The following is a 25,749-nucleotide window of genomic DNA, read 5'->3' as shown; positions in this document are numbered from 1 at the left end:
GCTGCTTAAGGTCACCACTGCCGATCACTGGTGAAGACACCGGTGGCAGTCTCCATGACCGGCTGGCTGAAATGGGTCCGCCGGCAGTGGTGCAGGCTATCGCCGGGCTGGCTGCCGGAACGCTGGAAGGCGAGGTGCAGGACGACAGCCTCGCCACCTACGCACATAAGTTGAACAAGGACGAAGCGCGCATCGACTGGAGTCGTCCGGCGATTGAGCTTGAACGTCTGGTCCGCGCCTTCAACCCATGGCCGATCACCCACAGCATCCTCAACGGTGAAGCGCTGAAAGTGCTGGCGGCGACACTCGCTGAAGGCAACGGCGCACCGGGTGAAATCCTCAGCGCCAGCAAGGACGGCCTGGTCGTCGCGTGTGGTGAACAGGCGCTATGCCTGACCCGCCTGCAATTGCCCGGCGGCAAGGCGCTGAACTTCAGCGACCTGTTCAACAGCCGTCGTGAGAAATTCGCCGTCGGCACGCTGCTCGGCGCAGCGGTGGACGCGCAATGAACCCGCGTCTGGCCGCCGCCAAGGCACTCGCCGCCGTCCTCAGCGGCAAAGCGTCGCTGAACAGCTCCCTGCCGACGCAACTGGACAAGGTCGAGGATCGCGATCGCGGCTTCACTCAGGATCTGGCCTTCGGCACCGCGCGCTGGCAGCCACGCCTGTCGGCCCTGGCGGAAAAACTCCTGCAAAAGCCGTTCAAGGCTGCAGACGCCGATGTCGAGGCATTGCTGCTGGTCGGCCTCTACCAATTGCTTTACACCCGCGTGCCGGCCCACGCGGCCATCGGCGAAACCGTCGGTTGCGCCGACAAGCTGAAAAAGCCTTGGGCCAAGGGTTTGCTCAACGCCGTGCTGCGCAACGCTCAGCGCGAAAGTGAATCGATTTTCGCCGAGCTGGAACGTGATCCGGTGGTGCGCACCGCTCACCCGCGCTGGCTGCAAAAATCCCTCAAGGCGTTCTGGCCTGAGCAGTGGGAAGCCATTTGTGAAGCGAACAACGCGCATCCGCCAATGATCCTGCGGGTCAATCGCCGTCATCACAGCCGCGATGACTACCTCGGCTTGCTGACTGAAGCGGGTATCGCCGCAACACCGTGTATTTACAGCCGCGACGGCATCATCCTCGAAGTCGCCGCCGACGTGCGCAGCCTGCCGGGTTTCGCCGAAGGCTGGATCAGCGTGCAGGACGAAGCCGCACAACTGGCTGCCGACCTGCTTGATCTGGCCCCGGGCCAGCGCGTACTCGACGCCTGCTGTGCGCCGGGCGGCAAGACCTGCCACATCCTCGAAGCCGAACCGGCGTTGGCCGGCGTGGTCGCGGTGGATCTCGAAGCCAAGCGTCTGGTGCGCGTTAAGGAAAACCTTGAGCGCCTCGGCCTCAACGCCGAACTGATCGCCGCTGATGGTCGCGACACCGAGAAATGGTGGGACGGCAAACCGTTCCAGCGCATCCTGCTCGACGCACCATGCTCGGCCACCGGCGTGATCCGTCGCCATCCGGACATCAAGCTGACCCGTCAGCCCAACGACATCGTCGCCCTCGCGCAACTGCAAGGTGAGCTGCTCGACGCCATGTGGATAACCCTGGAAGTCGGCGGCATCCTCCTTTACGCCACCTGCTCCACATTGCCGACCGAAAACACTGAAGTCATTGAAGCCTTCCTCGCCCGCACCCCGGGCGCCCGCGAGCTCGATCTCGCGACGGCCGCTGGCATCAAGCAGCCCCACGGCCGTCAGTTGCTCGCCCAGCAAGGCGGACATGACGGGTTTTACTACGCCAAGCTGATCAAGATCGCTGCCGCGCGCGGCTAAACGGATTCAATGGAGTGACTGGATGAAAATCATCATCCTCGGTGCGGGACAGGTCGGCGGTTCGCTGGCTGAACACTTGGCCAGCGAAGCCAACGACATCACCGTGGTCGACACCGATGGCGAGCGCCTGCGCGACCTCGGTGATCGCCTCGACATCCGCACCATTCAGGGCCGCGGCTCGCTGCCATCGGTGCTGCGTCAGGCCGGTGCCGACGATGCCGACATGCTGGTGGCCGTGACCAACAGCGACGAAACCAACATGGTCGCCTGCCAGGTCGCTCACACGTTGTTCCACACCCCGACCAAGATCGCCCGGGTGCGCGAAGCGTCCTATCTGAACCGCGAAGAACAGTTGTTCCAGAACGAAGCGATTCCGGTCGACGTGCTGATCAGCCCCGAGCAAGTGGTCACCAATTACATCAAGCGCCTGATCCAGTATCCCGGAGCGTTGCAGGTGATCGACTTCGCCGAAGGTCAGGCGCAACTGGTGGCGGTGCGCGCGTATTACGGCGGGCCGCTGGTCGGTCAGCAACTGCGCCAGTTGCGCGAGCACATGCCCAACGTCGAGACCCGCGTCGCCGCGATCTTCCGCCGCGACCGGCCGATCCTGCCGCAGGGCGATACGGTGATCGAGGCCGATGACGAAGTCTTCTTCATCGCCGCCCGTGAGAATATTCGCGCAGTGATGAGCGAAATGCGCCGCCTCGATGAAACCTACAAGCGCATCGTCATTGCTGGCGGCGGGCAAATCGGCGAGCGTCTGGCCGAGGCCATCGAAAGCCGTTACCAGGTGAAGATCATCGAGATGAACCCGGCCCGTTGCCGTTATCTCTCGGACACCCTCGACAGCACCGTGGTGTTGCAGGGCAGCGCCTCGGATCGCGATTTGCTGCTGGAGGAGAACATTGCCGACGCCGACATTTTCCTCGCGCTGACCAACGATGACGAAGCCAACATCATGTCGTCGCTGCTGGCCAAACGGCTGGGGGCGAAGAAGGTCATGACGATCATCAACAACCCGGCGTACGTCGACCTGATTCAGGGCGGCGACATCGACATCGCCATCAGCCCGCAGCTCGCAACCATCGGCACCTTGCTGGCCCACGTACGCCGTGGCGATATCGTCAGCGTGCACTCATTGCGCCGGGGTGCGGCCGAAGCGATCGAAGCGATTGCCCACGGCGATGAGAAATCAAGCAAGGTGATCGGCAAGGCCATCGAGAACATTGGCCTGCCACCGGGCACGACCATTGGTGCGATCATCCGCGATGAAGAAGTGATCATTGCCCATGACGACACAGTGATCGAGGCGGGGGACCATGTGATCCTGTTCCTTGTGGATAAAAAGCATATCCGGGATGTGGAGAAGCTGTTCCATGTGGGGTTGAGCTTCTTCTAAGCCAGTTTGGTGGCGAGTTCATTGGCCTCATCGCGGGTAAGCCTTGCTCCCGCAGGCAATCTCATGATCACAAATCAATCAGAGGGTAATCCATGCTCGAATCCCTGGAAAAAATGCTCGCCAAGGGTGTGGATAACGCATTGCTGCGCTTCGGCCTGGGTAAGGGTTACCTGGATCTTGGGGAAAACGCCAAGGCGGCCGAGCATTTCCAGCGCTGTGTAGCGTTTGATCCGAAGTATTCGGCGGCCTGGAAGCTATTGGGCAAGGCGTATCTGGCGCAGGCTGACTTCGCAGCCGCCCGCCATGCCTGGGACATGGGCCTGGCGGCTGCCCGGGCCCATGGCGACAAGCAGGCGGAAAAGAAATGACCGTATTCCTGAAGAAACTAGACCGCCACCTCGTAGGAGCTGGCGCAGCCTGCGATCTTTTGACCTTTTCAAATCAAAAAATCGCAGGCTGTGCCAACTTCTATATAACCTCAGTACCAGCGCTCTTCGCCCGGCGGACGCTTCTTGAAGCGTTTCATGCTCCACATGTATTGGCTTGGATACGCACCGACATAACGCTCCACCACCTTGCTCATCGCCGCGCAGGACGTCTCGGTGTCGGTGCTGTACATCGCATCAGGCGCTGCTTCGAGTATCACTTTGTAACCCGAACCGTCCGGCAGCCGCAGTGCATGCAGGAAGACGCCGACGGCTTTGCCGCCGGCCAGCATGTTTGGCACAAACTTGCTGGTCAGGGCCTGGGTGGCGAAAAACGGCACGAAAATCCCGGCAGACTCTGCCGGCTCAGGGTCCGCAGGAATACCCACTGCGCCACCTTTGCGTACCTCCTTGATCACGCTGAGAATGCCTTCCTTGGTGGAAGCCGCGACTCGGTTGCCCAGTTGTACTCGCTGTTTGCGCAGTAAATCATCCACCGCCTTCAACTTCGGTGGTCGGTAGAAAATGATCGGCTTGCACTGGCTGCAATAGAAATGGTTGAGCACTTCCCAGTTGCCCAGATGGCTGGTGATGCCGACCACGCCTTTGCCTGAAGCCAGCGCCTCCTTGAGGACGTCGAGGCCTTCGACCTCGCGCACCAGATCGATCGAACGTTGCGCCGGCCAGATCCACGCGCAGGCGCTTTCAGTCAGCGACTTGCCGATGTCTTTCAGGCTCTGCCCGACCAGGCGCTCGCGTTCGGCCGCATCCATCTGTGGAAAACACTTGGCGAGGTTGATCCGCACCACGTCGCGGGAGCGGTTGGGGGTTTTCCACATGATCCAGCCAATCGCCGAACCCACGGCCTGCACAGCCCGCCATGGCAGCAGGGCAAACAGCCGCAGAGCGCCTACCAGCAAGGCGCCTTTAAACTTTTCCACAGGTCACTCCTGATCTTGTGCGGTGCGCGAGGCGGCCATTCTAACCGCCGTTGACCAGCTGCGCGTAGCGGTCGCAGTCCCGGGTGTGGTCCATGACCATGCCCGAAGCCTGCATCAGCGCGTAGCAAATGGTCGGTCCGACGAACGTGAACCCGGCCTTTTTCAGACCTTTGCTCATCGCCACAGCGATGGGGGTGATCGCCGGGACTTCGCTGCGATCCTTGAAATGATTGATGATCGGCGTGTCGTTGACGAACGACCAGAGGAACGTCACCGGATCCTCCAACGCCAGCCAGGCTTGGGCATTACGGCGCGCGGCATTGAGTTTGAGGCGGTTGCGGATGATCCCCGGATCGAGCATCAACGCTTCAATTTCGGCGTCGCTCATCTGCGCCACGCGTTGCACATCGAAGCCGAACAACACCTCGCGATAGCGCTCGCGTTTGCGCAACACGGTGATCCAGGACAGGCCGGCCTGGAACCCTTCGAGCAAAAGCAACTCGAACAAACCCTGCGCATCGCGTAGCGGCGTGCCCCACTCCTGGTCGTGATAAGCCATGTACAGCGGATCTTCGGTACACCAAAAGCAGCGTGGCATAAGGCTCCAGGGGGCGTGCGCAGCAATGAATCGGGTATACTCCCGCTCTTTAAATCGCAGCCCAAGAAACAGGTGAATTTCGTGAGCCAGCCTACGCCAGCCGTGCGTACCTTCCAAGACTTGATCCTCGCGCTCCAGCAATACTGGGCCGAGCAAGGTTGTGTGGTACTTCAGCCCTACGATATGGAAGTAGGCGCCGGCACTTTCCACACCGCGACTTTCCTGCGCGCCATCGGCCCGGAAACCTGGAACGCCGCGTACGTGCAGCCAAGCCGCCGTCCGACTGACGGCCGTTACGGCGAAAACCCGAACCGTCTGCAGCACTACTACCAGTTCCAGGTGGTCCTGAAGCCGAACCCGGACAACTTCCAGGAACTGTACCTGGGCTCCCTCAAGCATGTCGGCCTGGACCCGTTGGTCCACGACATTCGCTTCGTCGAAGACAACTGGGAATCGCCGACCCTCGGCGCCTGGGGTCTGGGCTGGGAAGTCTGGCTGAACGGCATGGAAGTGACCCAGTTCACTTACTTCCAGCAGGCGGGCGGCATCGAGTGCTACCCGGTGACCGGCGAGATCACTTACGGTCTCGAGCGTCTGGCCATGTACCTGCAAGGCGTGGATTCGGTCTACGACCTGGTCTGGGCTGACGGCCCGATGGGCAAAGTCACCTACGGCGACGTGTTCCACCAGAACGAAGTGGAGCAGTCCACTTACAACTTCGAACACGCCAACGTCGATAAGCTGTTCGAACTGTTCGATTTCTATGAAAGCGAAGCCAAGCGCCTGATCGAACTCGACCAGCCGCTGCCGTTGCCGAGCTACGAAATGGTCTTGAAGGCCTCGCATACCTTCAACCTGCTGGATGCGCGCCGGGCAATCTCGGTGACCGCGCGTCAGCAATACATTCTGCGCGTACGCGCTCTGGCGCGTTCCGTTGCGCAAGCCTACCTGCTGGCACGCGCCAAGCTGGGCTTCCCGATGGCGACCCCGGACCTGCGTGACGAAGTACTGGCCAAGCTGGAGGCAGCACAATGAGTGCGCAAGATTTTCTGGTTGAACTGGGCACCGAAGAACTGCCACCGAAAGCCCTGAACACCTTGGCTGAGGCGTTCCTCGCCGGTATCGACAAGGGCCTGCAAGCCGCTGGCCTGAACTACGAGACCAAAACCGTCTACGCCGCGCCGCGTCGTCTGGCGGTACTGATCACTTCGCTGGCTACCCAGCAACCTGATCGCAGCATCAACCTCGATGGCCCGCCACGCCAGGCCGCTTTTGATGCCGAAGGTAACCCGACTCAGGCCGCCCTGGGCTTCGCCAAGAAGTGCGGCGTCGACTTGAGCGAAATCGATCAAAGCGGCCCGAAACTGCGCTACAGCCAGAGCATCGCCGGCAAACCGACCGCGAGCCTGCTGCCGACCATCGTCGAAGACTCGCTGAACGACCTGCCGATTCCCAAGCGCATGCGCTGGGGCGCTCGCAAGGAAGAATTCGTGCGTCCGACCCAGTGGCTGGTAATGCTGCTCGGTGACCAGGTCATCGACTGCACCATCCTTGCCCAGAAGTCCGGCCGCGATTCCCGTGGTCACCGCTTCCATCACCCGCAAAGCGTGCGCATCACCTCGCCAGCCAATTACCTGGCCGACCTGCGTGCCGCTTACGTACTGGCCGACGCCAACGAGCGTCGCGAGATCATCAGCAAACGCACCGAAGAGCTGGCTACCCGCCAGGAAGGTACGGCGATCGTACCGCCAGCCCTGCTCGACGAAGTGACCGCGCTGGTTGAATGGCCGGTGCCGCTGGTGTGCTCGTTCGAGGAACGCTTCCTCGAAGTGCCACAGGAAGCCCTGATCACCACCATGCAGGACAACCAGAAGTACTTCTGCCTGCTGGATGCCGATGGCAAGTTGCTGCCACGTTTCATCACTGTGGCCAACATCGAGAGCAAAGACCCGCAGCAGATCATCGCCGGTAACGAGAAAGTGGTTCGCCCACGCCTGACCGACGCCGAGTTCTTCTTCAAGCAAGACAAGAAGCAGAAACTCGAAGAATTCAACCTGCGCCTGCAGAACGTGGTATTCCAGGAAAAACTCGGCAGCGTCTACGACAAGGCCGAGCGCGTATCGAAACTGGCTGCGTACATCGCCGCGCGCATTGGCGGCAACGCTTCGTGGGCTGCCCGCGCTGGCCTGCTGTCGAAGTGCGACCTGGCCACCGAAATGGTCGGCGAGTTCCCGGAGATGCAAGGTGTTGCCGGTTACTACTACGCCCTCAATGACGGCGAGCCGGAAGACGTCGCGCTGGCGCTGAACGAGCAATACATGCCGCGCGGTGCCGGTGCTGAACTGCCGGCGACCCTGACCGGTGCGGCCGTTGCGATCGCTGACAAGCTCGACACCCTGGTCGGTATCTTCGGTATCGGCATGCTGCCCACCGGCAGCAAAGACCCGTATGCCCTGCGCCGTGCGGCACTCGGCGTGCTGCGTATCCTGATCGAGAAGAAACTCGATCTCGACCTGAACGACGCCGTGGCCTTCGCCGTGAATGCGTTCGGTGCCAAGGTCAAGGCTGCCGGCCTCAACGAAGCCGTGCTGGAATTCATCTTCGACCGTCTGCGGGCGCGTTACGAAGACGAAGGCGTCGATGTCGCCACTTACCTGTCGGTGCGTGCCCTGAAGCCGGGTTCGGCGCTGGACTTCGACCAACGCGTACAAGCGGTGCAAGCCTTCCGCAAACTGCCGGAAGCGGCAGCGCTGGCGGCGGTGAACAAGCGTGTATCGAACCTGTTGAGCAAAGTCGAAGGCTCGGTACCGAGCGTGGTCGAAGCCAAGTACTTCGACAACGCCAACGAGTTCTCGCTGTACTCGGCGATCCAGCAAGCGGATCAGGCTGTCCAGCCGATGGCTGCGGCGCGCCAGTACAACGAATCGCTGGCACGTCTGGCGGCATTGCGCGAGCCGGTCGACGCGTTCTTCGACGCGGTGATGGTCAACGCCGATGACGCCAATGTACGGGCCAACCGTTACGCGCTGCTGGCGCGTCTGCGGGGCTTGTTCCTCGGTGTTGCCGACATTTCGCTGCTGGGTTGAGGGATTGCTGTTGAAACTGCTGATTCTCGATCGGGACGGAGTGATCAATTACGACTCCGACGCTTACATCAAGTCAGTCGCGGAGTGGATTCCGTTGCCCGGCTCGATCGAGGCGATTGCGCAGTTGAGCAAGGCCGGCTGGACGGTGGCGATCGCCACCAACCAGTCGGGCATTGCTCGCGGCTACTACGACCTCGCCACCCTCGACGCCATGCACGCGCGCCTGCGCGAGTTGGTGGCGGAGCAGGGCGGTGACGTCGGGCTGATCGTGTATTGCCCGCATGGGCCGGACGAAGGCTGCGATTGCCGCAAGCCGAAACCGGGGATGTTGAAAACCATTGCGGCGCATTACAACGTCGACCTGGCCAATGTCTGGTTCGTCGGCGACAGCCTTGGTGACCTGGAGGCCGCCAAAGCCGTCGATTCACAGCCAGTTTTGGTAAAGACCGGGAAAGGCGCAAAGACTCAGGGCAAAACCCTGCCGGTTGGCACTCTGATTTTTGACGATCTGGCGGCGATTGCCGCAGAACTTATCCACAACTAGAGTACTTCTGAAATTCCTGACCAGGGATTGATCGGGAGTGCGCTTGAACACTCGGGCATTGCCCCGTAACGGTAAACGTCACTATGTCGATACTGCGGGCCATCAGAATTTTTCTCTTTTACCTGCTGCTGGGCACCACCTCCCTGCTGTGGTGCAGCTTGAGTTTTTTTATCGCGCCGTTTTTGCCATTCAAGGCGCGCTATCGTTTTATCAACGTTTACTGGTGCCGTTGCGCCTTGTGGTTGACCAAGGTGTTCCTCGGTATTCGTTACGAAATCAAAGGCGCGCAAAACGTGCCTGACCGGCCCTGCGTGATTCAATCGAACCACCAGAGCACCTGGGAGACGTTCTTTCTCTCTGCTTATTTCTCGCCATTGAGCCAGGTGCTCAAGCGCGAATTGCTCTACGTGCCGTTTTTCGGCTGGGCCATGGCCATGCTGCGGCCGATCGCGATTGATCGCGACAACCCGAAAGCGGCGCTCAAGCAAGTCGCCGCCAAAGGTGATGAGCTGCTCAAAGACAACGTTTGGGTACTGATCTTCCCCGAAGGCACTCGTGTGCCTTACGGCACCATCGGCAAGTTTTCCCGAGGTGGCACCGCATTGGCTGTAAATGCTGCCCTGCCGGTACTGCCTATTGCGCACAATGCCGGTAAATTTTGGCCGAAATCCGGCTGGGCCAAGAAGCAGGGCGTCATCACTGTCATCATTGGTGAACCGATGTACGCCGAAGGGACTGGCCCGCGCGCCATCGCTGAGTTGAACGACCGGGTGCAAGCCTGGAACGAGAAGACTCAGCGCGAAATGGGTTCGCTGCCACCCGCCCCGCAGGCACCGGCTGCAAATGATCAAATCGCTGTCTGAGATTTTGTGGATAAGCTGTGTACGGTTTTCCTGAAAACGTCCTGAATACGATCGTAACTTACTGATTTATATATATATTTATTAATGGCTGAATATCCGTAAAAAGGTGCATAAGTTTTTTGGATGTAAAAAAACCGGCTGATATAGCCGGTTTTTTTATGAGCGAAACTCGTCGGTTCTGAGCATCCTTGCGAAACAAAAAGGCCAACGCAAGCGTTGGCCTTTTTGTCTGGCTGGGTTATCTACACTGGATCAGAAATCCAGGTTCGAAACCGCCAGCGCATTGCTTTCGATGAATTCACGGCGAGGTTCGACCGCATCACCCATCAGGGTGTTGAAGATCTGGTCTGCGCCAATGGCGTCTTCGATGGTGACTTTCAGCATGCGGCGCACGCTTGGGTCCATAGTGGTTTCCCACAGCTGATCCGGGTTCATTTCGCCCAGACCTTTGTATCGCTGGATAGTGTGGCGCTTGGTGCTTTCAGCCATCAGCCAGTCCAAAGCTTCCTTGAACTCGGTGACCGCTTTCTTGCGCTCGCCACGCTGGATGTAAGCGCCTTCGTCGAGCAGGGTGCTCAATTGAGCGCCCAGGGTGACTACGGTTTTGTAGTCGTTGCTGCCGAAGAAGTCGCGGTTGAAGGTGACGTAGTTCGACAGGCCGTGGGAGATCAGCTCGACCTCTGGCAGCCACACGCCACGTTCACGATCTTCACGCAGGCTGGCCTTGTAGACCAGACCGGACTTCTCGTTGGTGCGCAGACGGACCTCGTACTGAGCCAGCCAATCTTGCATCGCTGCATGATCGCCAAGCGTTTCCAGGCTGACGGCCGGCAGGTAGATGAAGTGCTCGGTCAGTTCCTGGGGGTACAGGCGCGACAGACGCTTGAGGGTCTTCATCACCATGCGGAAGTCATTCACCAGACGTTCCAGCGCTTCACCGGAAATGCCCGGGGCTTCTTCGTTCAGGTGCAGGCTCGCATCTTCCAGGGCCGACTGCGTCATGTACTCTTCCATGGCCTCGTCGTCTTTGATGTATTGCTCTTGCTTGCCTTTCTTGACCTTGTACAGCGGCGGCTGGGCGATGTAGATATAGCCACGCTCGATCAGCTCAGGCAACTGACGGAAGAAGAAGGTCAGCAGCAGGGTACGGATGTGCGAACCGTCGACGTCAGCATCGGTCATGATGATGATGTTGTGATAACGCAGTTTCTCAATGTTGTACTCGTCGCGACCGATACCGCAGCCCAGTGCGGTGATCAAGGTGCCTACTTCCTGGGAAGAGATCATCTTGTCGAAACGGGCTTTCTCGACGTTGAGGATCTTGCCCTTCAACGGCAGGATCGCCTGGGTCTTGCGGTTACGTCCCTGCTTGGCAGAGCCGCCCGCGGAGTCACCTTCCACGAGGTACAGTTCGGACAGCGCCGGGTCTTTTTCCTGGCAGTCAGCGAGCTTGCCCGGCAGGCCGGCGATGTCCAGTGCGCCTTTGCGGCGGGTCATCTCACGGGCTTTACGCGCAGCTTCACGGGCACGGGCGGCGTCGATCATCTTGCCGACGACCAGCTTGGCTTCGTTCGGGTTTTCCAGGAGGAAGTCGGAGAAATACTTGCCCATCTCCTGCTCGACCGCAGTCTTCACTTCGGAAGAGACCAGCTTGTCTTTGGTCTGCGAGCTGAACTTCGGATCCGGTACTTTCACCGAGATAATCGCGGTCAGGCCTTCACGGGCATCGTCACCGGTGGTGGCGACTTTATGCTTCTTCGCCAGGCCTTCGGCTTCGATATAGGTGTTCAGGTTACGCGTCAGTGCCGAACGGAAACCCACCAGGTGAGTACCGCCGTCGCGCTGCGGAATGTTGTTGGTGAAGCACAACAGGTTCTCGTTGAAGCTGTCGTTCCACTGCAGGGCGATTTCCACGCCGATGCCGTCTTCACGCTGGATGTTGAAGTGGAACACCTGGTTGACCGGGGTCTTGTTGGTGTTCAGGTATTCAACGAACGCGCGCAGACCACCTTCGTATTTGAACAGCTCTTCCTTGCCGCTGCGCTCATCCTTGAGGACGATACCCACACCGGAGTTGAGGAAGGACAGTTCACGAATGCGCTTGGCCAGGATGTCCCAGCTGAAGTGGATATTCTTGAAGGTTTCGCTGGAAGCCTTGAAGTGGATCTGGGTGCCGGTGGTTTCGCTGTCGCCAACGATGGCCATCGGCGCCTGAGGTACGCCGTGGACGTAGGTCTGTTCCCAGATCTTGCCGCTGCGGCGAACGGTCAACACCAGCTCTTCGGACAGCGCGTTCACTACCGAAACGCCTACACCGTGCAGGCCGCCGGATACTTTGTAGGAGTTGTCGTCGAACTTACCGCCAGCGTGGAGGACGGTCATGATGACCTCGGCGGCGGAAACGCCTTCCTCTTTGTGTACGTCTACCGGGATGCCACGGCCGTTATCTTTAACGGTGATGGACTCATCCGGGTGGATGATGATGCTGATGTCGTCGCAGTGACCGGCAAGGGCTTCGTCGATCGAGTTGTCGACCACTTCGAACACCATGTGGTGCAGACCGCTGCCATCGTCGGTGTCACCAATGTACATACCGGGACGTTTGCGTACGGCATCCAGGCCTTTCAGCACTTTAATGCTCGTTGAGTCGTACGTATTTTCTTCGCTCAATGCCTTCACTCCCGATGGTCGTGGGTCTGGGTGATACGGCCCTGTTCCACGTGGAACAAAGCGACTGGCGTTTCCGTCTGCCAGCCTTCCCTCAATAATTCATGATCTACACAGGTGATAAATACCTGGCAGCGTAAGTCTTCCAACAAGCGGCAAAGCGCGCGGCGGTGGTGCTCGTCCAGCTCGGACGGCAAGTCATCCACCAGATAAATACACTGACCGCGACGGGCCTGGCTGACCAAGTGCCCCTGGGCAATGCGCAATGCACAAACCACCAGCTTCTGCTGACCGCGGGACAAGATGTCCGCGGCGTTATGTGCGCCCAATCTGAGACGCAAATCAGCCCGTTGTGGCCCAGCCTGGGTATGGCCCATTTGCTGATCCCGTTGCAGGGACCCGGCAAGTACGGCGCTCAATTCACGGTCTTTGTCCCAGCCTCGGTAATAGCTGAGCGTCAAACCTTCGAGCTCAACCAGTTCACTCAAGGTTTGTTCAAAGACTGGTTTCAAGGCTTTGATGTAAGCGCGGCGGTATTCATCTATTTCAGCGCTGGCCTGGCACAGTTCTCTGTCCCAAACCGCTTGCGAAACGGCGTCAAGTGTACCATGCCGCAGCCAGGAGTTTCTCTGGCGCAAGGCCTTCTGCAAACGCTGCCAGGTGGCCATGAAGCGCGGTTCGACGTGGAACACGCCCCAGTCGAGAAACTGCCGGCGAATCTTCGGCGCGCCCTCGAGCAAGCGGAAGCTGTCGGGGTTGATCAACTGCAGTGGCAGGATCTCCGCCAGTTGCGCGGCGCTGCGGGCGTTCTGGCCATCGATACGGATCTGGAACTCGCCCTGACGGTCACGCGAGATGCCCAATGCGCTATGGCCACCCTCGGCCAATTCGACCTGACCGAACACGGTGCAGGCGAGTTGCTCGTACTGAATAACGGGGAGCAGCCGGGTGCTCCGAAACGAACGGGCAAGCCCCAGCAGATGAATGGCTTCCAGAACACTGGTTTTGCCGCTGCCGTTGGCGCCGTAAAGAATGTTGATGCGGGGGGAGGGGGAGAAGGTCACCGGGTGCAGATTGCGCACCGCGGTGACCGAAACACGACTTAAGGACATCCAGGGTCAGCTGATTACAGACGCATCGGCATGACAACGTAAGCCGAATCGTCGTTGTCGGACTCTTGCACCAGCGCACTGCTGTTGGAGTCGGACAGAATCAGACGAACCTGCTCGGTGGTCATCACGCCCAGCACGTCGAGCAGATAGCTGACGTTGAAGCCGATTTCCAGCGAACCGCCGTTGTATTCAACGCCCACTTCTTCTTCCGCTTCTTCCTGCTCCGGGTTGTTGGCCTGGATCTTCAACTGACCGCTGGCCAGTTGCAGACGGATACCACGGTACTTCTCGTTGGACAGAATCGCGGTACGGCTGAACGCTTCACGCAACGCCTGACGATCGCCCAGTACCAGCTTGTCGCCGCCCTTCGGCAGCACGCGCTCGTAGTCCGGGAATTTGCCGTCGACCAGTTTCGAGGTGAAGGTGAACTCGCCGGTGGTCGCGCGAATGTGGTGCTGACCCAGGACGATGCTGACGTTGCCGTCCGGCTCGGTGAGCAGACGCGCCAGTTCGAGAATACCTTTGCGCGGCACAATCACCTGATGGCGATCGGGCTGGCCGATATCGGCTTTCATCGAGCACATGGCCAGACGGTGACCGTCAGTGGCCACAGCGCGGATGATGCCTTCGGAAACTTCCAGCAGCATGCCGTTGAGGTAATAACGCACGTCCTGCTGAGCCATTGCGAAGCTGGTGCGTTCGATCAAGCGACGCAGTTTGCTTTGCTCAAGGCTGCAGGTCAGCGAACCCGGGCCTTCTTCAACGGTAGGGAAGTCGTTGGCCGGTAGGGTCGACAGGGTGAAACGGCTACGGCCGGCCTTGACCACCAGCTTCTGCTCGTCGACCTTGATGTCGATCAGGGCATCGTTGGGCAGGCTTTTGCAGATGTCCATCAGCTTGCGCGCAGGCACGGTGATGGAACCTGTTTCGGCCGGCTCTTCAAGTTGCACACGACCGACCAGTTCGACTTCAAGGTCAGTACCGGTCAGCGACAGTTGCTGGCCTTCGACTACCAACAGCACGTTGGAGAGTACCGGCAAGGTCTGTCGGCGCTCGACGACGCCTGCGACCAGTTGCAGGGGTTTCAACAGGGCTTCGCGTTGAATGGTGAAATGCATGGTCTAGTCCCTTGCCTTAATAAGCTGCGCTGGTGTTCATCAAGTGGTCAGTGTACGCAGCAGGTTCTTGTAGTCCTCGCGGATGTCCGCGTCGGATTCCTTAAGTTCGTTGATCTTGCGGCAGGCGTGCAGCACGGTCGTGTGGTCGCGGCCGCCAAACACATCGCCGATTTCCGGCAGGCTGTGGTTGGTCAGTTCCTTGGACAACGCCATGGCCACCTGACGCGGACGAGCGACCGAGCGCGAACGGCGCTTGGACAGCAGATCCGAGATCTTGATCTTGTAGTACTCGGCGACAGTGCGCTGAATGTTATCCACAGAGACCAGTTTGTCCTGCAATGCCAACAGGTCTTTCAAGGATTCGCGAATCAGCTCGATGGTGATATCGCGGCCCATGAAGTGCGAGTGGGCGATCACGCGTTTCAGCGCGCCTTCCAGCTCACGGACGTTGGAGCGAATGCGTTGGGCAATGAAGAACGCGGCGTCGTGCGGCAAGTCGACTTTGGCCTGGTCGGCCTTCTTCATCAAGATCGCCACGCGGGTTTCCAGTTCCGGCGGCTCGACGGCAACCGTCAGGCCCCAGCCGAAACGGGATTTGAGGCGCTCTTCGAGGCCTTCGATTTCTTTCGGGTAGCGGTCACTGGTGAGAATGACCTGCTGTCCACCTTCAAGCAGGGCGTTGAAGGTGTGGAAAAACTCTTCCTGCGAACGCTCTTTGCGGGCGAAGAACTGAATATCGTCGATGAGCAACGCATCCACCGAGCGGTAGAAACGCTTGAACTCGTTGATCGCGTTCAGTTGCAGCGCCTTGACCATGTCGGCCACGAAGCGCTCGGAATGCAGGTACACGACCTTGGCATTCGGGTTCTTCTTTAATAGGTGGTTACCCACCGCGTGCATCAAGTGGGTTTTACCCAGGCCGACGCCACCATAAAGGAAGAGCGGGTTGTAACCGTGCTTGGGATTATCCGCCACTTGCCAGGCTGCCGCGCGGGCGAGCTGGTTGGATTTACCTTCGACGAAGTTTTCGAAGGTAAATGTGCGGTTCAGGTAACTGGTGTGCTTGAGCGCGCCTTCGACCTGCACGGTGCGCTGTTCAGCGCGGACCGGGGCCTGTTGCGAGGCAGCACCGGACATCGGGTCGAAACTGTCGCGAGACGGTTCGTCGCTGACTTCCGGGCTTTTCTGCGTCGAGCGCTTGGCCGCCGGTGCTGGCGTATGAGTCGGTGCCGGCGCATTCACAGGCGCGGAATTTGCCTGGGCCTGGGATACCTGCGCGGCAGCCAGCGGCGCGTTCGGGGCGGCACGCGGAGCGGAACTGCGTTTGCTGCCTATTAATAAGGAAAGCGCCGGCGCCATGCCGTTGCCATGCTCATCCAGCAGTTCAAGGACGCGGCCCAGATACTTTTCGTTGACCCAGTCCAGCACAAAACGGTTCGGTGCGTAGACGCGCAACTCGTCGCCTTCGGCTTCGACCTGTAGTGGACGGATCCAAGTGTTGAATTGTTGGGCAGGCAGCTCATCGCGCAAAAGCTCCACGCACTGCTGCCAAAGTTCCACTGACACGGATATCCCCTAAGTTGAAAGCCGGTGAGGCAAAAACAAGCGGCCATTGTAACGATCAGGCGCCGACTTATCCACACGAAGGTTGTTCATCCACCAAGAAGAATCAACGCTTTATAGGGAAAAAAGGCGACCAATGGTCTGTGCATAAGCTCTGTGGATAACCGCCTCTAAGGGCACTGGACAACTGGGGGTTGAACTCGGTGGATAACCTGCCTGTGGATAACAGGCCATTCCACGCACAGGTTATCCGATAGCGCAGCACAGGCTGAACACGGTTTTCCACTGTAGTTGTCATTCTCTGTACATCACGTCGAACAAGGCCTGATAGCACTTATCCACAGAAGAGGGCGACCCTAGCTTTTATAAGCTTTACAGAAAAGCTTTAAATAATTCCCTTCTTTATTTTTATGTATGGCGAACAGGCTTTCAGCCAAATAGGCCCCTGAGATCTATTTATAAGGAAACGTTGGTTGGAAATTGACCTGAAGGCTTGCTTTCTCTAGAATCCCCGGTCTCTTAAAACGGGGGCCATTCCGGCCCGTTGTGGACGAACCAGGTAACACGACAATGAAACGTACTTTCCAACCAAGCACTATCAAACGCGCTCGTACCCACGGTTTCCGTGCTCGCATGGCTACCAAGAACGGTCGCGCAGTCCTGTCGCGTCGTCGCGCCAAAGGTCGTGCGCGTCTGGCAGTTTGATAATCCGGTACTGGAGGTGAGTCAGGACTTCAGTCGGGAAAAGCGTCTGCTTACCCCCCGGCATTTCAAGGCAGTCTTTGACTCCCCTACCGGCAAGGTTCCGGGGAAAAATCTCCTGCTCCTTGCACGCAACAACGATCTTGATCACCCCCGTCTCGGGCTGGTTATCGGGAAAAAGAGCGTAAAGCTCTCCGTTGAGCGCAATCGCCTCAAGCGTTTGATGCGCGAATCGTTCCGTCTGCACCAGGATTCACTGGTCGGCTGGGATATCGTTATCGTCGCGCGCAAAGGTCTGGGCGATGTAGAAAACCCCGAATTGATTCAGCATTTCGGCAAGCTCTGGAAGCGTCTGGCACGCAGCAAGCCAGTTCCAGAAGTCAAAACCGAAACTGTAGGGGTAGACAGTCCAGATGCGTAAACTGGCCCTCGTTCCGATCCAGTTTTATCGCTATGCCATTAGTCCTTTGATGGCCAGCCACTGTCGTTTCTACCCCAGTTGTTCCTGCTACGCGTATGAAGCCATTGAAAATCATGGCCTTCTGCGCGGTGGCTGGCTGACCTTTCGTCGTTTAGGTCGCTGTCATCCGTGGAATCCCGGTGGTTATGACCCGGTTCCACCTATCCCTACCTCCCGTTCTTCTTCGATGGCCGAGTAATCATGGATATCAAACGCACGATCCTGATCGTCGCCCTGGCAATCGTGGCCTACGTTATGGTTCTTAAATGGAACCAGGACTATGGTCAGGCTGCTTTGCCGACTCAGAATGTTGCTTCCAGTACGACTACATCCGGTTTGCCGGACACCGCCACTGGCAATAATGCTGCCGCCAGTGACGATATTCCGCGCGCCGCTAGCGATACCAGCGCACCTGCCGAAACGCCGGTAGCCGCCAGCAAGGATCTGATCCAGATCAAAACCGACGTGCTCGATCTCGCGATCGATCCACAAGGTGGCGATGTTGCTCAACTGACCTTGCCTCTGTATCCACGTCGTCAGGATCGTCCTGATGTTCCGTTCCAGCTGTTCGATAACGGCGGCGAACGTGTTTATCTGGCACAAAGTGGTCTGATCGGCACCAATGGCCCGGATGCAAATCCGGCCGGTCGTCCGGTTTACTCCTCGGAGAAGAAGACTTATCAACTGGCTGACGGTCAGGATCAACTCGTCGTTGACCTGAAATTCAGCAAGGACGGCGTTAATTACATCAAGCGTTTCACCCTGAAACGCGGCCTGTATGACGTAACCGTTTCGTATCTGATCGACAACGAGAGCGCTCAACCCTGGTCTGGCGCGATGTTTGCCCAACTCAAGCGTGACGCCAGCGGTGACCCATCCTCGACTACGGCCACCGGTACTGCCACTTATCTGGGCGCTGCCCTGTGGACAAGTAACGAGCCGTACAAGAAAGTGTCCATGAAAGACATGGACAAGGCCCAGCTGAAGGAAACAGTCAGCGGTGGTTGGGTTGCCTGGTTGCAGCATTACTTCGTGACTGCGTGGATTCCGGCCAAGGGCGAAAACAACGTCGTCCAGACCCGTAAAGACAGCAAAGGCAACTACATCATCGGTTACACCGGTCCGGCAATTACTGTCGCGCCAGGTGCCAAAGTTGAAACCGGCGCTGTTCTGTACGCCGGTCCGAAAAGCCAGGCTGTGCTGAAACAGTTGTCCCCAGGTCTGGAACTGACCGTCGACTACGGCATTCTGTGGTTCATTGCTCAGCCAATCTTCTGGCTGCTGCAACACATCCACGCCATTGTTGGTAACTGGGGCTGGTCGATCATCTTTCTGACCATGCTGATCAAGGGTCTTTTCTTCCCTCTGTCGGCTGCCAGCTACAAGTCGATGGCGCGTATGCGTGCCGTTGCGCCGAAACTGGCTGCTCTGAAAGAGCAACATGGCGATGACCGGCAGAAAATGTCGCAAGCCATGATGGAGCTGTACAAGAAAGAGAAGATCAATCCGCTGGGCGGCTGCTTGCCGATCCTCGTGCAGATGCCGGTTTTCCTTTCGCTGTACTGGGTTCTGCTGGAAAGCGTGGAAATGCGCCAGGCGCCGTTCATGCTGTGGATCACTGACCTGTCGATCAAGGATCCATTCTTCATTCTGCCGATCATCATGGGCGCAACCATGTTTATCCAGCAGCAGCTGAACCCGACTCCTCCGGATCCGATGCAGGCGAAGGTCATGAAAATGATGCCAATCATCTTCACCTTCTTCTTCCTGTGGTTCCCGGCTGGTCTGGTGCTGTACTGGGTTGTGAACAACTGCCTGTCCATCACTCAACAGTGGTACATCACGCGTAAAATCGAACGGGCTACCAAAGCAGCCGCTTGATTTACACTGTGGATAACCACTCAAAACGCCCCCTAGTGGGGCGTTTTGCTATCTGTCACTTTTGTCTGGATTCCGGTTAATGAGCGCACCTCGTGAAACCATCGCAGCTGTCGCCACCGCCCAAGGTCGCGGTGGTGTGGGCATCGTCCGTATTTCCGGGCCGTTGGCCAGTGTTGCAGCGAAAGCCATCAGCGGCCGCGAACTGAAACCGCGTTACGCCCATTACGGGCCATTTTTCAGTGATGATCAGCAAGTACTGGATGAAGGTCTGGCGCTGTATTTCCCTGGGCCGAACTCGTTTACCGGCGAAGACGTACTGGAACTGCAGGGTCACGGTGGCCCGATCGTTCTGGATATGTTGCTCAAACGCTGCCTGGAACTCGGCTGCCGTTTGGCTCGTCCGGGTGAGTTCAGCGAACGCGCGTTCCTCAACGACAAACTCGACTTGGCCCAGGCCGAGGCGATTGCCGATTTGATCGAAGCAAGTTCTGCACAGGCTGCGCGGAATGCCCTGCGTTCGTTGCAAGGCGCGTTCTCGCAACGTGTGCATAACTTGACCGAACAATTGATTGGCCTGCGCATCTACGTCGAAGCCGCCATCGACTTCCCGGAAGAAGAAATCGATTTCCTTGCCGATGGTCACGTGTTGAGCATGCTCGACAAGGTGCGCGATGAGTTATCCACCGTACTGCGTGAGGCCGGGCAAGGTGCTTTGCTGCGGGACGGCATGACCGTGGTGATTGCCGGTCGTCCGAATGCCGGCAAGTCCAGTCTGTTGAACGCGTTGGCCGGCCGTGAAGCCGCCATCGTTACCGAGATTGCCGGTACCACTCGTGACATCCTGCGCGAACATATCCACATTGACGGCATGCCGCTGCACGTTGTCGATACTGCGGGTTTGCGTGACACCGATGATCATGTGGAAAAGATCGGTGTAGAGCGGGCATTGAAAGCCATCGGTGAGGCCGATCGGGTGTTACTGGTCGTCGACGCCACCGCGCCGGAAGCACTCGATCCGTTTGCGCTGTGGCCGGAATTCCTCGAAACCCGACCGGATCCGGCGAAAGTCACGCTGATTCGCAACAAGGCCGATCTGACCGGCGAAGCGATTGCCCTGGAAACCAGTGAAGACGGCCATGTGACGATCAGTCTGAGTGCCAAGTCGGCCGGTGAAGGACTGGACCTGTTGCGCGATCATCTCAAGGCCTGCATGGGTTACGAGCAAACCTCGGAAAGCAGCTTCAGTGCGCGCCGCCGACATCTGGAGGCTTTGCGCCACGCCAGTGCGGCGCTGGAACACGGTCGCGCCCAGCTAACCCTGGCTGGCGCCGGTGAATTGTTGGCTGAGGATTTACGTCAGGCCCAGCACTCTCTGGGTGAAATCACCGGGGCATTCAGCTCCGATGATTTACTGGGGCGGATATTTTCGAGTTTTTGTATAGGCAAGTAAAAAAAGGGCTGGGGATAGGTTATCCACAGCCCTTTTTCTGACTGTTACTTACCAGTTATAGGTAATCGAGCCCAGTAACGTTCGGCTTTCGCCCCAATAGCACCGCCCCGCATCATTACACCCAGCCACATACTCCTTGTCGAAGACGTTCTTTGCATTCACGTCGACCGTCCAGTTGCGATCAATCTGATAACCCACGGCCGCATCCACCAGGGTGACATCACCCGCATCCAGCTTTCCGTACAGGGACGGCGCCGTGTAGGCGAACGCGCTGTCGAAGTACCGCACACCGCCACCTGCATACAGTCCCTTGAGGCTGCCTTCGAGGAAGCGATACTTGGCCCAAACCGACGCCTGATTGCGCGGAACCCCCGTCATCTGGTGATCCTTCACCAGCGAAGTGGCGGAGTCCTTGGTGATGCGTGCATCGGTGTAGGTGTACGCGGCAGTGACATTGAGGTTCTGCGTCAGGTTGCTGTTGAGCTCCAGTTCGACACCTTTGGAGCGGCTTTCACCCACTTGGCGGTAGCTCGACGTGGTGGCGTCGAAGTAGGTGTCGTCCTTTTTGCGCAGGTCATAGACCGATGCAGTGAACGCTGTATCCCAGCCGATCGGTTCGTACTTGAGGCCCACTTCATACTGGCTGCTGGTGATCGGGTCGAGCGGCGCGCCGGCATTGGAAATCTGCTGCACCGGCACAAACGAGGTGGAATAGCTGACATACGGCGTCATGCCATTGTCGAACTGGTACATCACCCCGCCCTGATAAGTGAACTTCTTGTCCTCGGAACTGATGTCGCTGGACTGAGCCACCTTGTCGCGGAAATCACTGTCGACCCAATCCTGACGGCCACCGAGCAGGAACAGCCAGTGGTCATACTTGCTCTGGATCTGTGCATAAACGCCTTTCATCTGCTGCTCAAGCAAGGTGTTTTGCACCGCTATCGGCGTCGTCGGCTCGCGCAGGTAAACCGGGTTATATATGTCGATTGGCCCGACGAAGCCTGCATTCCAGTCCTGATTGAAGGAAGTGCGATCAAAGCTGCCGCCAAACAGTACGGTGTTTTCCAGACCACCCACCTGGAATTTGCCCTCCACTTGGTTATCCAGCGAGTACACCATCGATTTGTTGAAGCGATCGTAGGCGGTCATGTTCAGGCGTGTGCCGAAGCCTGCGTTGTTGAGATTGCCCGGCCAGGTTTCATGTCGGGTGATACGCGACTGCATGTAGCGCGAGTTCTGGCGGAATTGCCAGTCGTCGTTGAACGAATGGCTGAATTCGTAACCTGTGCTCCAGGTTTCCCGTTCAAAGGTGTTCCAGTCCGGGTCGCCGAGCATGGTGCCTTTGGATAACTTGCCGTGGGGGTTGCTCAGCAAAGTCCCGGCGGCCGGTAGTCCAAGTTCCATGTTGGTGTGATCCTTCTGGTAGTTGGCCAGTAGGGTCAGCGTGTTGTAATCGTCGAAATTCAGGGTCAGGGATGGCGCGATGTAAATGCGGTCGTCCGGAACGTGATCGGTCTGGGTGTCGGACTTGCGCCCAAGCATCACCACACGGCCAAGTACGTTGCCGCTGTCATTAAGCGCACCGGACACGTCGACACCCAATTGGCGACGATTGTTGGAACCGTAGCCCAGCTGCACCTCGCCCTGGGGGCGGCAGTCGGGCGTTTGCTCACGATGTTGACCAGGCCACCAGGGGCGTTTTCGCCATAAAGCAATGAGGAAGGACCGCGAAAAATCTCTACCCGCTCCAGCCCGTACGGTTCGGTGCTGGTGTCGTACCGATTGCCTTGCACCCGCAAGCCATCTCGCAAAAGACCATATCCATAGTCGGTAGCGTTAAAACCACGGATGAAAAACAGGTCGCCGGCGAGGCTATCGCCCGCGGCAAAGGGCGGCGCAAAAATGCCGGGGACGTAACCCAGCACATCGGTAAGGGTCTGGGATTTTTGATCCCTGATCCGCTGACTGGTGACCACCGACACCGAGCGCGGAGTTTCAGACAGCGGTGTGCTGGTCTTGGTCCCGACTCGACTATTTTTTGCGTTGTAGCCAATGTCTGCCGAGTAGTCGAGGCTCATTTGACCAGGTTGCGCGGCATTGATATTGGTGGCGCCCAGGACCAGGGGTCCATTCTCTGGTACTGACTGGAGTGTGTAGCTGCCGGGAGCACTCGGCACCGCCTGCAACCCAGAGCCTTCGAGTAACACCTGGAAACCCTCATCGATCGAGTAGTTACCTGCCACCCCCCGGTTCGCAACCGAGCGGTCTGCTGCGGCGAGAACGACAGGATCACATTGGCCGCCGCCGCGAACTGACTCAGCGCTCCATCCAGTGGTCCCGCGTCAATGGTAAAGCGTTGAGAAGAATTGGCTGCCATTGCGTGGGGTGTCAGCAGGCAACCTGCAGCACTGGTCATCAATAAACCGTAGGCGAGGCAGTGGTGGGAAAAACGCTTGCGGAACGTAGGAAGACGCATGAGTGGATGAGCCCTGAAGGTGGCGAAAAGCCGCGTGAGTCGCGATTACCTGTAGGGCCGTGTCAGGATAAAAAAGATAACCCTGTCGCTACCTATTTTTCTCCAGGCTCAGCCAGCGTGACCGACCGACACCCAGTAACGGGTGAAATAGCGCACGCTAATGGGCAAGGAGGCTTGCAGATTGGCCAGCACAGCGTCGGTAGCGTCCAGTCGAAAAGTCCCGGAAACCCGCAACTTCGCAGCCCCTCATCACAGTGGATAACGCCCGGCCGATATCGAGCCAGTTCCCCCAGAACCTCACCCAGCGGGGTATCCAATCACGATGAGCTGGCCGTTGATCCAGGCTGCTTGCGATGACCTATAAGGGTGAATGGCACCTAAGCGGTCACTGCGCAAATCGATGCCTTCTCCTGCCTGGAGTATTCGCGAACCAGTGGAAGCCCTGGTTGGTCGCACGTTCACCCGGTCCTCCAATACACCAACACGTGTCGAGCCTGAAAATTGCTGCACCGAAAAACGTGTGCCCAACGCCTGTATCCGACCATCGCGGGTTTCGACGATGAAGGGCCGTTGGTCGCCGAGCTTGCCAGTGCTTACAAGAATTTCCCCGGAGCGCAATCGAATCAACCGTTGCTGATCATCGAACAGCACATCCACTGCGGTCTGGGTGTTCAGGTGCAACTGAGTACCATCGGCCAGCTCGATTTCCCGGCGTTGACCCACCTTGGTTGAGTAATCCGCCCAGACGTTACCCAGCGTCGTGTATTTCTGAGCGTTCCAACCGACATAGCCGGTGCCGGCGCCTAACAGCAAGAGTTTGAGCATCTGCCGACGATTTTGGCCAGGAGTCAGGGCGCGTCTAGCCAGATCCCTGGGCATTGTCCCCAAGTGCCTTTGCATTTGCTCCAGCTGGTTCCACGCGGCGAGGTGCGCTGGATTGCTGTCCACCCACCGCTGCCAGGCTTGTTGCTGTGCTGGCGTAGGCGGTTCGGCCTGGAACTGCACGTACCAGCCAGCAGCCGCTTCGAACACTTGACGATCCGGCGCCGTAGCCATCACAGGCCTGCGATGATCAAGGAACATTCGGTAAGAGCACGGACCATGTGTTTCTTCACTGTTGTCAGCGACACTTTGAGCTCTGCTGCAATCTGTTGATAAGTCAGCCCCTCAATCTGCGACAGCATAAAGATTCGCTGCGTGCGTATTCCCAGGCTGGCCAGGGCTTTATCCACAGCTATCAGGGTTTCGATAATGAGCGCCTTGTCCTCCTCACTGATGACCATAATTTCGGGCCTGGCTGCCAATGTTTCCAGGTAGGCCAGCTCGATAGCGCGTCGACGATAACGGTCAATCACCAACCCTCTGGCTACCGTTGCCAGATAGTCACGGGGTTCGCGAATGTGCATGGCACTACGTGAGCCCAGGATGCGCACAAAGGTGTCATGTGCGACATCCGCGGCATCGCACGCATCATGCAGCTTGCCCTTGAGCCATCCATACAACCAGGAATGGTGCTGCTCGTAGATGTGCTGAACGGCTGCCGTATGGGTGGGTAGGGACATAAGGGCATCAGGCTGGTTAATGATAATGCCTATTATTAGCTTCCACTGCGCCGTCCCACAATAGTGATCAGCACGCAAAGCTCCCCTTCAAATCTACTTTTTTCAATCGCTCGCGCCCGGCGGGAAGGTGTCTGGGGGGCGTTTTTTTGCCGTCATTTCTAGAAAACTTCAAAAAACTGTGGATTAAGCCCTGTGAATAACTGCCACTGAGGTCAGTTGGTAACAGGGCTTCAAAACTGGATATAACCCACTCTGTGGATAACCACCCCTTTCATCCACAGGCTTACAGCGGTTATCCAAGGGCCTCATCGGCACATGGCCACAGGGTTTTGAAACTCTGTACATATTGAATATAAAGGCCTGTAGCAATCTATCCACAGAAATCATGCTCAGTAGAAATAAACATAAAAACAAAGGTTTTATAAATTTCTCTCTTTTTTATTCTTTTAACCTCGAGTTCTCCACAGCTGGTTAAATTTTGTGCAAAGGGTTCTTTAGGAAGGGCGAAGTCCCTATACTTGCCGACCAGGTCCAAAAACCTGATCTCAAACTATTCCTGAATTACCTACTTAAGCAGGCACGAGGTGCGTGGTGGATTTCCCTTCCCGTTTTGAAGTGATCGTCATCGGCGGCGGTCATGCCGGTACCGAGGCAGCACTGGCGTCAGCACGTATGGGGGCAAAAACCCTGTTGCTGACGCATAACGTGGAAACCCTCGGTGCCATGAGTTGCAACCCGGCTATCGGGGGCATTGGCAAAAGCCACCTGGTCAAGGAAATCGATGCCCTCGGCGGCGCGATGGCCATGGCTACCGATAAGGGCGGCATCCAGTTTCGCGTGTTGAACAGCCGCAAAGGCCCAGCCGTACGGGCGACCCGTGCGCAAGCTGACCGTATTTTGTACAAGGCAGCTGTCCGCGAAATCCTGGAAAACCAGCCGAACCTGTGGATATTTCAACAAGCGGCCGATGACGTCATCGTCGAGCAGGATCAGGTGCGTGGTGTCGTTACCCAAATGGGCCTGCGCTTTCTGGCAGATTCGGTGGTACTGACCACCGGCACCTTCCTGGGTGGACTTATCCAC

General features: G+C 58.0%; 20 protein-coding genes and 3 pseudogenes. 14 read left to right on the top strand and 9 right to left on the bottom strand.

Annotated features, from left to right (window positions below; all coding sequences use genetic code 11):
- The 4 genes and pseudogenes from JFT80_RS10100 to JFT80_RS10085 form a co-directional block, all read left to right on the top strand.
- Positions 1-509: methionyl-tRNA formyltransferase (locus tag JFT80_RS10100; RefSeq protein ID WP_374091342.1), on the top strand; the 509-nt coding region annotated here is incomplete at its 5' end.
- Positions 506-1,816 carry a 16S rRNA (cytosine(967)-C(5))-methyltransferase RsmB gene (rsmB, locus tag JFT80_RS10095; RefSeq protein WP_201147755.1) on the top strand — a complete coding sequence of 437 codons (1,311 nt, stop codon included), beginning with the start codon at positions 506-508 and terminating at the stop codon, positions 1,814-1,816. The genes JFT80_RS10100 and rsmB, both read left to right, overlap by 4 nt.
- A gap of 22 nt (positions 1,817-1,838) precedes the next feature.
- Positions 1,839-3,215 (top strand): Trk system potassium transporter TrkA, encoded by a 1,377-nt coding sequence (trkA, locus tag JFT80_RS10090; protein WP_201147754.1) that lies wholly within the window; start codon positions 1,839-1,841, stop codon positions 3,213-3,215.
- Positions 3,216-3,307: 92 nt separating this feature from the next.
- Positions 3,308-3,609 (top strand): annotated as a pseudogene (locus JFT80_RS10085) (tetratricopeptide repeat protein); the annotation flags it as partial.
- An 84-nt stretch (positions 3,610-3,693) separates the two neighbouring features.
- Here the strand turns inward: JFT80_RS10085 and JFT80_RS10080 are convergent.
- Both JFT80_RS10080 and tag read right to left on the bottom strand, forming a co-directional pair.
- The gene (locus JFT80_RS10080; RefSeq protein ID WP_201147753.1) at positions 3,694-4,581 is read right to left on the bottom strand and encodes a lysophospholipid acyltransferase; all 888 of its coding nucleotides are present in this window, start codon (positions 4,579-4,581) and stop codon (positions 3,694-3,696) included.
- A 40-nt stretch (positions 4,582-4,621) separates the two neighbouring features.
- Entirely contained in the window at positions 4,622-5,179 is a 558-nt protein-coding gene (gene tag, locus JFT80_RS10075) for a DNA-3-methyladenine glycosylase I (RefSeq protein WP_201147752.1), read from the bottom strand.
- An 81-nt stretch (positions 5,180-5,260) separates the two neighbouring features.
- On the opposite strand from tag, the gene glyQ reads away from it, so the two are divergent.
- The 4 genes from glyQ to JFT80_RS10055 all read left to right on the top strand — a co-directional run bounded on the left by glyQ (position 5,261) and on the right by JFT80_RS10055 (position 9,672).
- On the top strand, positions 5,261-6,214 hold the full coding sequence (gene glyQ / locus JFT80_RS10070) for a glycine--tRNA ligase subunit alpha (protein ID WP_201147751.1): 954 nt from the start codon (positions 5,261-5,263) through the stop codon (positions 6,212-6,214).
- Entirely contained in the window at positions 6,211-8,265 is a 2,055-nt protein-coding gene (glyS, locus tag JFT80_RS10065) for a glycine--tRNA ligase subunit beta (protein WP_201147750.1), read from the top strand. The genes glyQ and glyS overlap by 4 nt, the downstream gene beginning before the upstream one ends.
- A gap of 4 nt (positions 8,266-8,269) precedes the next feature.
- Entirely contained in the window at positions 8,270-8,809 is a 540-nt protein-coding gene (gene gmhB / locus JFT80_RS10060; protein ID WP_201147749.1) for a D-glycero-beta-D-manno-heptose 1,7-bisphosphate 7-phosphatase, read from the top strand.
- An 83-nt stretch (positions 8,810-8,892) separates the two neighbouring features.
- Positions 8,893-9,672 carry a 1-acyl-sn-glycerol-3-phosphate acyltransferase gene (locus tag JFT80_RS10055; protein WP_201147748.1) on the top strand — a complete coding sequence of 260 codons (780 nt, stop codon included), beginning with the start codon at positions 8,893-8,895 and terminating at the stop codon, positions 9,670-9,672.
- A 252-nt stretch (positions 9,673-9,924) separates the two neighbouring features.
- On the opposite strand, the gene gyrB is transcribed toward JFT80_RS10055, so the two are convergent.
- From gyrB to dnaA, 4 genes are read right to left on the bottom strand one after another with little or no spacing between them, the layout of a single operon-like run.
- Entirely contained in the window at positions 9,925-12,342 is a 2,418-nt protein-coding gene (gene gyrB / locus JFT80_RS10050) for a DNA topoisomerase (ATP-hydrolyzing) subunit B (RefSeq protein ID WP_201147747.1), read from the bottom strand.
- 5 nt (positions 12,343-12,347) lie between these two features.
- Positions 12,348-13,451 carry a DNA replication/repair protein RecF gene (recF, locus tag JFT80_RS10045; protein WP_201147746.1) on the bottom strand — a complete coding sequence of 368 codons (1,104 nt, stop codon included), beginning with the start codon at positions 13,449-13,451 and terminating at the stop codon, positions 12,348-12,350.
- Between the two features lie 14 nt (positions 13,452-13,465).
- Entirely contained in the window at positions 13,466-14,569 is a 1,104-nt protein-coding gene (gene dnaN, locus JFT80_RS10040) for a DNA polymerase III subunit beta (RefSeq protein ID WP_007911887.1), read from the bottom strand.
- Between the two features lie 39 nt (positions 14,570-14,608).
- On the bottom strand, positions 14,609-16,135 hold the full coding sequence (gene dnaA, locus JFT80_RS10035) for a chromosomal replication initiator protein DnaA (RefSeq protein ID WP_201147745.1): 1,527 nt from the start codon (positions 16,133-16,135) through the stop codon (positions 14,609-14,611).
- A 567-nt stretch (positions 16,136-16,702) separates the two neighbouring features.
- Here dnaA and rpmH point away from each other — a divergent pair.
- The 5 genes from rpmH (at position 16,703) to mnmE (ending at position 20,625) form a co-directional block, all read left to right on the top strand.
- On the top strand, positions 16,703-16,837 hold the full coding sequence (rpmH, locus tag JFT80_RS10030; protein WP_003213577.1) for a 50S ribosomal protein L34: 135 nt from the start codon (positions 16,703-16,705) through the stop codon (positions 16,835-16,837).
- A 16-nt stretch (positions 16,838-16,853) separates the two neighbouring features.
- Entirely contained in the window at positions 16,854-17,255 is a 402-nt protein-coding gene (gene rnpA / locus JFT80_RS10025) for a ribonuclease P protein component (protein WP_042704971.1), read from the top strand.
- On the top strand, positions 17,248-17,493 hold the full coding sequence (gene yidD, locus JFT80_RS10020; RefSeq protein ID WP_010465488.1) for a membrane protein insertion efficiency factor YidD: 246 nt from the start codon (positions 17,248-17,250) through the stop codon (positions 17,491-17,493). Before rnpA ends, yidD begins: the two co-directional genes overlap by 8 nt.
- Before the next feature lie 2 nt (positions 17,494-17,495).
- Positions 17,496-19,175 carry a membrane protein insertase YidC gene (yidC, locus tag JFT80_RS10015; protein WP_201147744.1) on the top strand — a complete coding sequence of 560 codons (1,680 nt, stop codon included), beginning with the start codon at positions 17,496-17,498 and terminating at the stop codon, positions 19,173-19,175.
- Positions 19,176-19,254: 79 nt separating this feature from the next.
- Positions 19,255-20,625 (top strand): tRNA uridine-5-carboxymethylaminomethyl(34) synthesis GTPase MnmE, encoded by a 1,371-nt coding sequence (gene mnmE / locus JFT80_RS10010; RefSeq protein WP_201147743.1) that lies wholly within the window; start codon positions 19,255-19,257, stop codon positions 20,623-20,625.
- Between the two features lie 48 nt (positions 20,626-20,673).
- On the opposite strand, the pseudogene JFT80_RS10005 reads toward mnmE, so the two are convergent.
- The 3 genes and pseudogenes from JFT80_RS10005 to JFT80_RS09995 form a co-directional block, all read right to left on the bottom strand.
- Positions 20,674-23,104: pseudogene (locus JFT80_RS10005) on the bottom strand (TonB-dependent siderophore receptor).
- A 108-nt stretch (positions 23,105-23,212) separates the two neighbouring features.
- Positions 23,213-24,160 (bottom strand): annotated as a pseudogene (locus JFT80_RS10000) (FecR domain-containing protein).
- Complete coding sequence (locus tag JFT80_RS09995; RefSeq protein WP_201147742.1) at positions 24,160-24,666, bottom strand: sigma-70 family RNA polymerase sigma factor; 507 nt, start codon at positions 24,664-24,666, stop codon at positions 24,160-24,162. Before JFT80_RS09995 ends, JFT80_RS10000 begins: the two are co-directional and overlap by 1 nt.
- A gap of 591 nt (positions 24,667-25,257) precedes the next feature.
- Here JFT80_RS09995 and JFT80_RS09990 point away from each other — a divergent pair.
- Positions 25,258-25,749 (top strand): FAD-dependent oxidoreductase (locus JFT80_RS09990; RefSeq protein WP_201147741.1); only part of this gene is annotated, 492 nt, incomplete at its 3' end.

It is taken from the genome of Pseudomonas sp. TH10 (genome assembly GCF_016651255.1).
Taxonomy (GTDB): domain Bacteria; phylum Pseudomonadota; class Gammaproteobacteria; order Pseudomonadales; family Pseudomonadaceae; genus Aquipseudomonas.
Note: the sequence above shows the minus strand (reverse complement) of the source record. Positions and strands in the feature narration are given on the sequence as shown.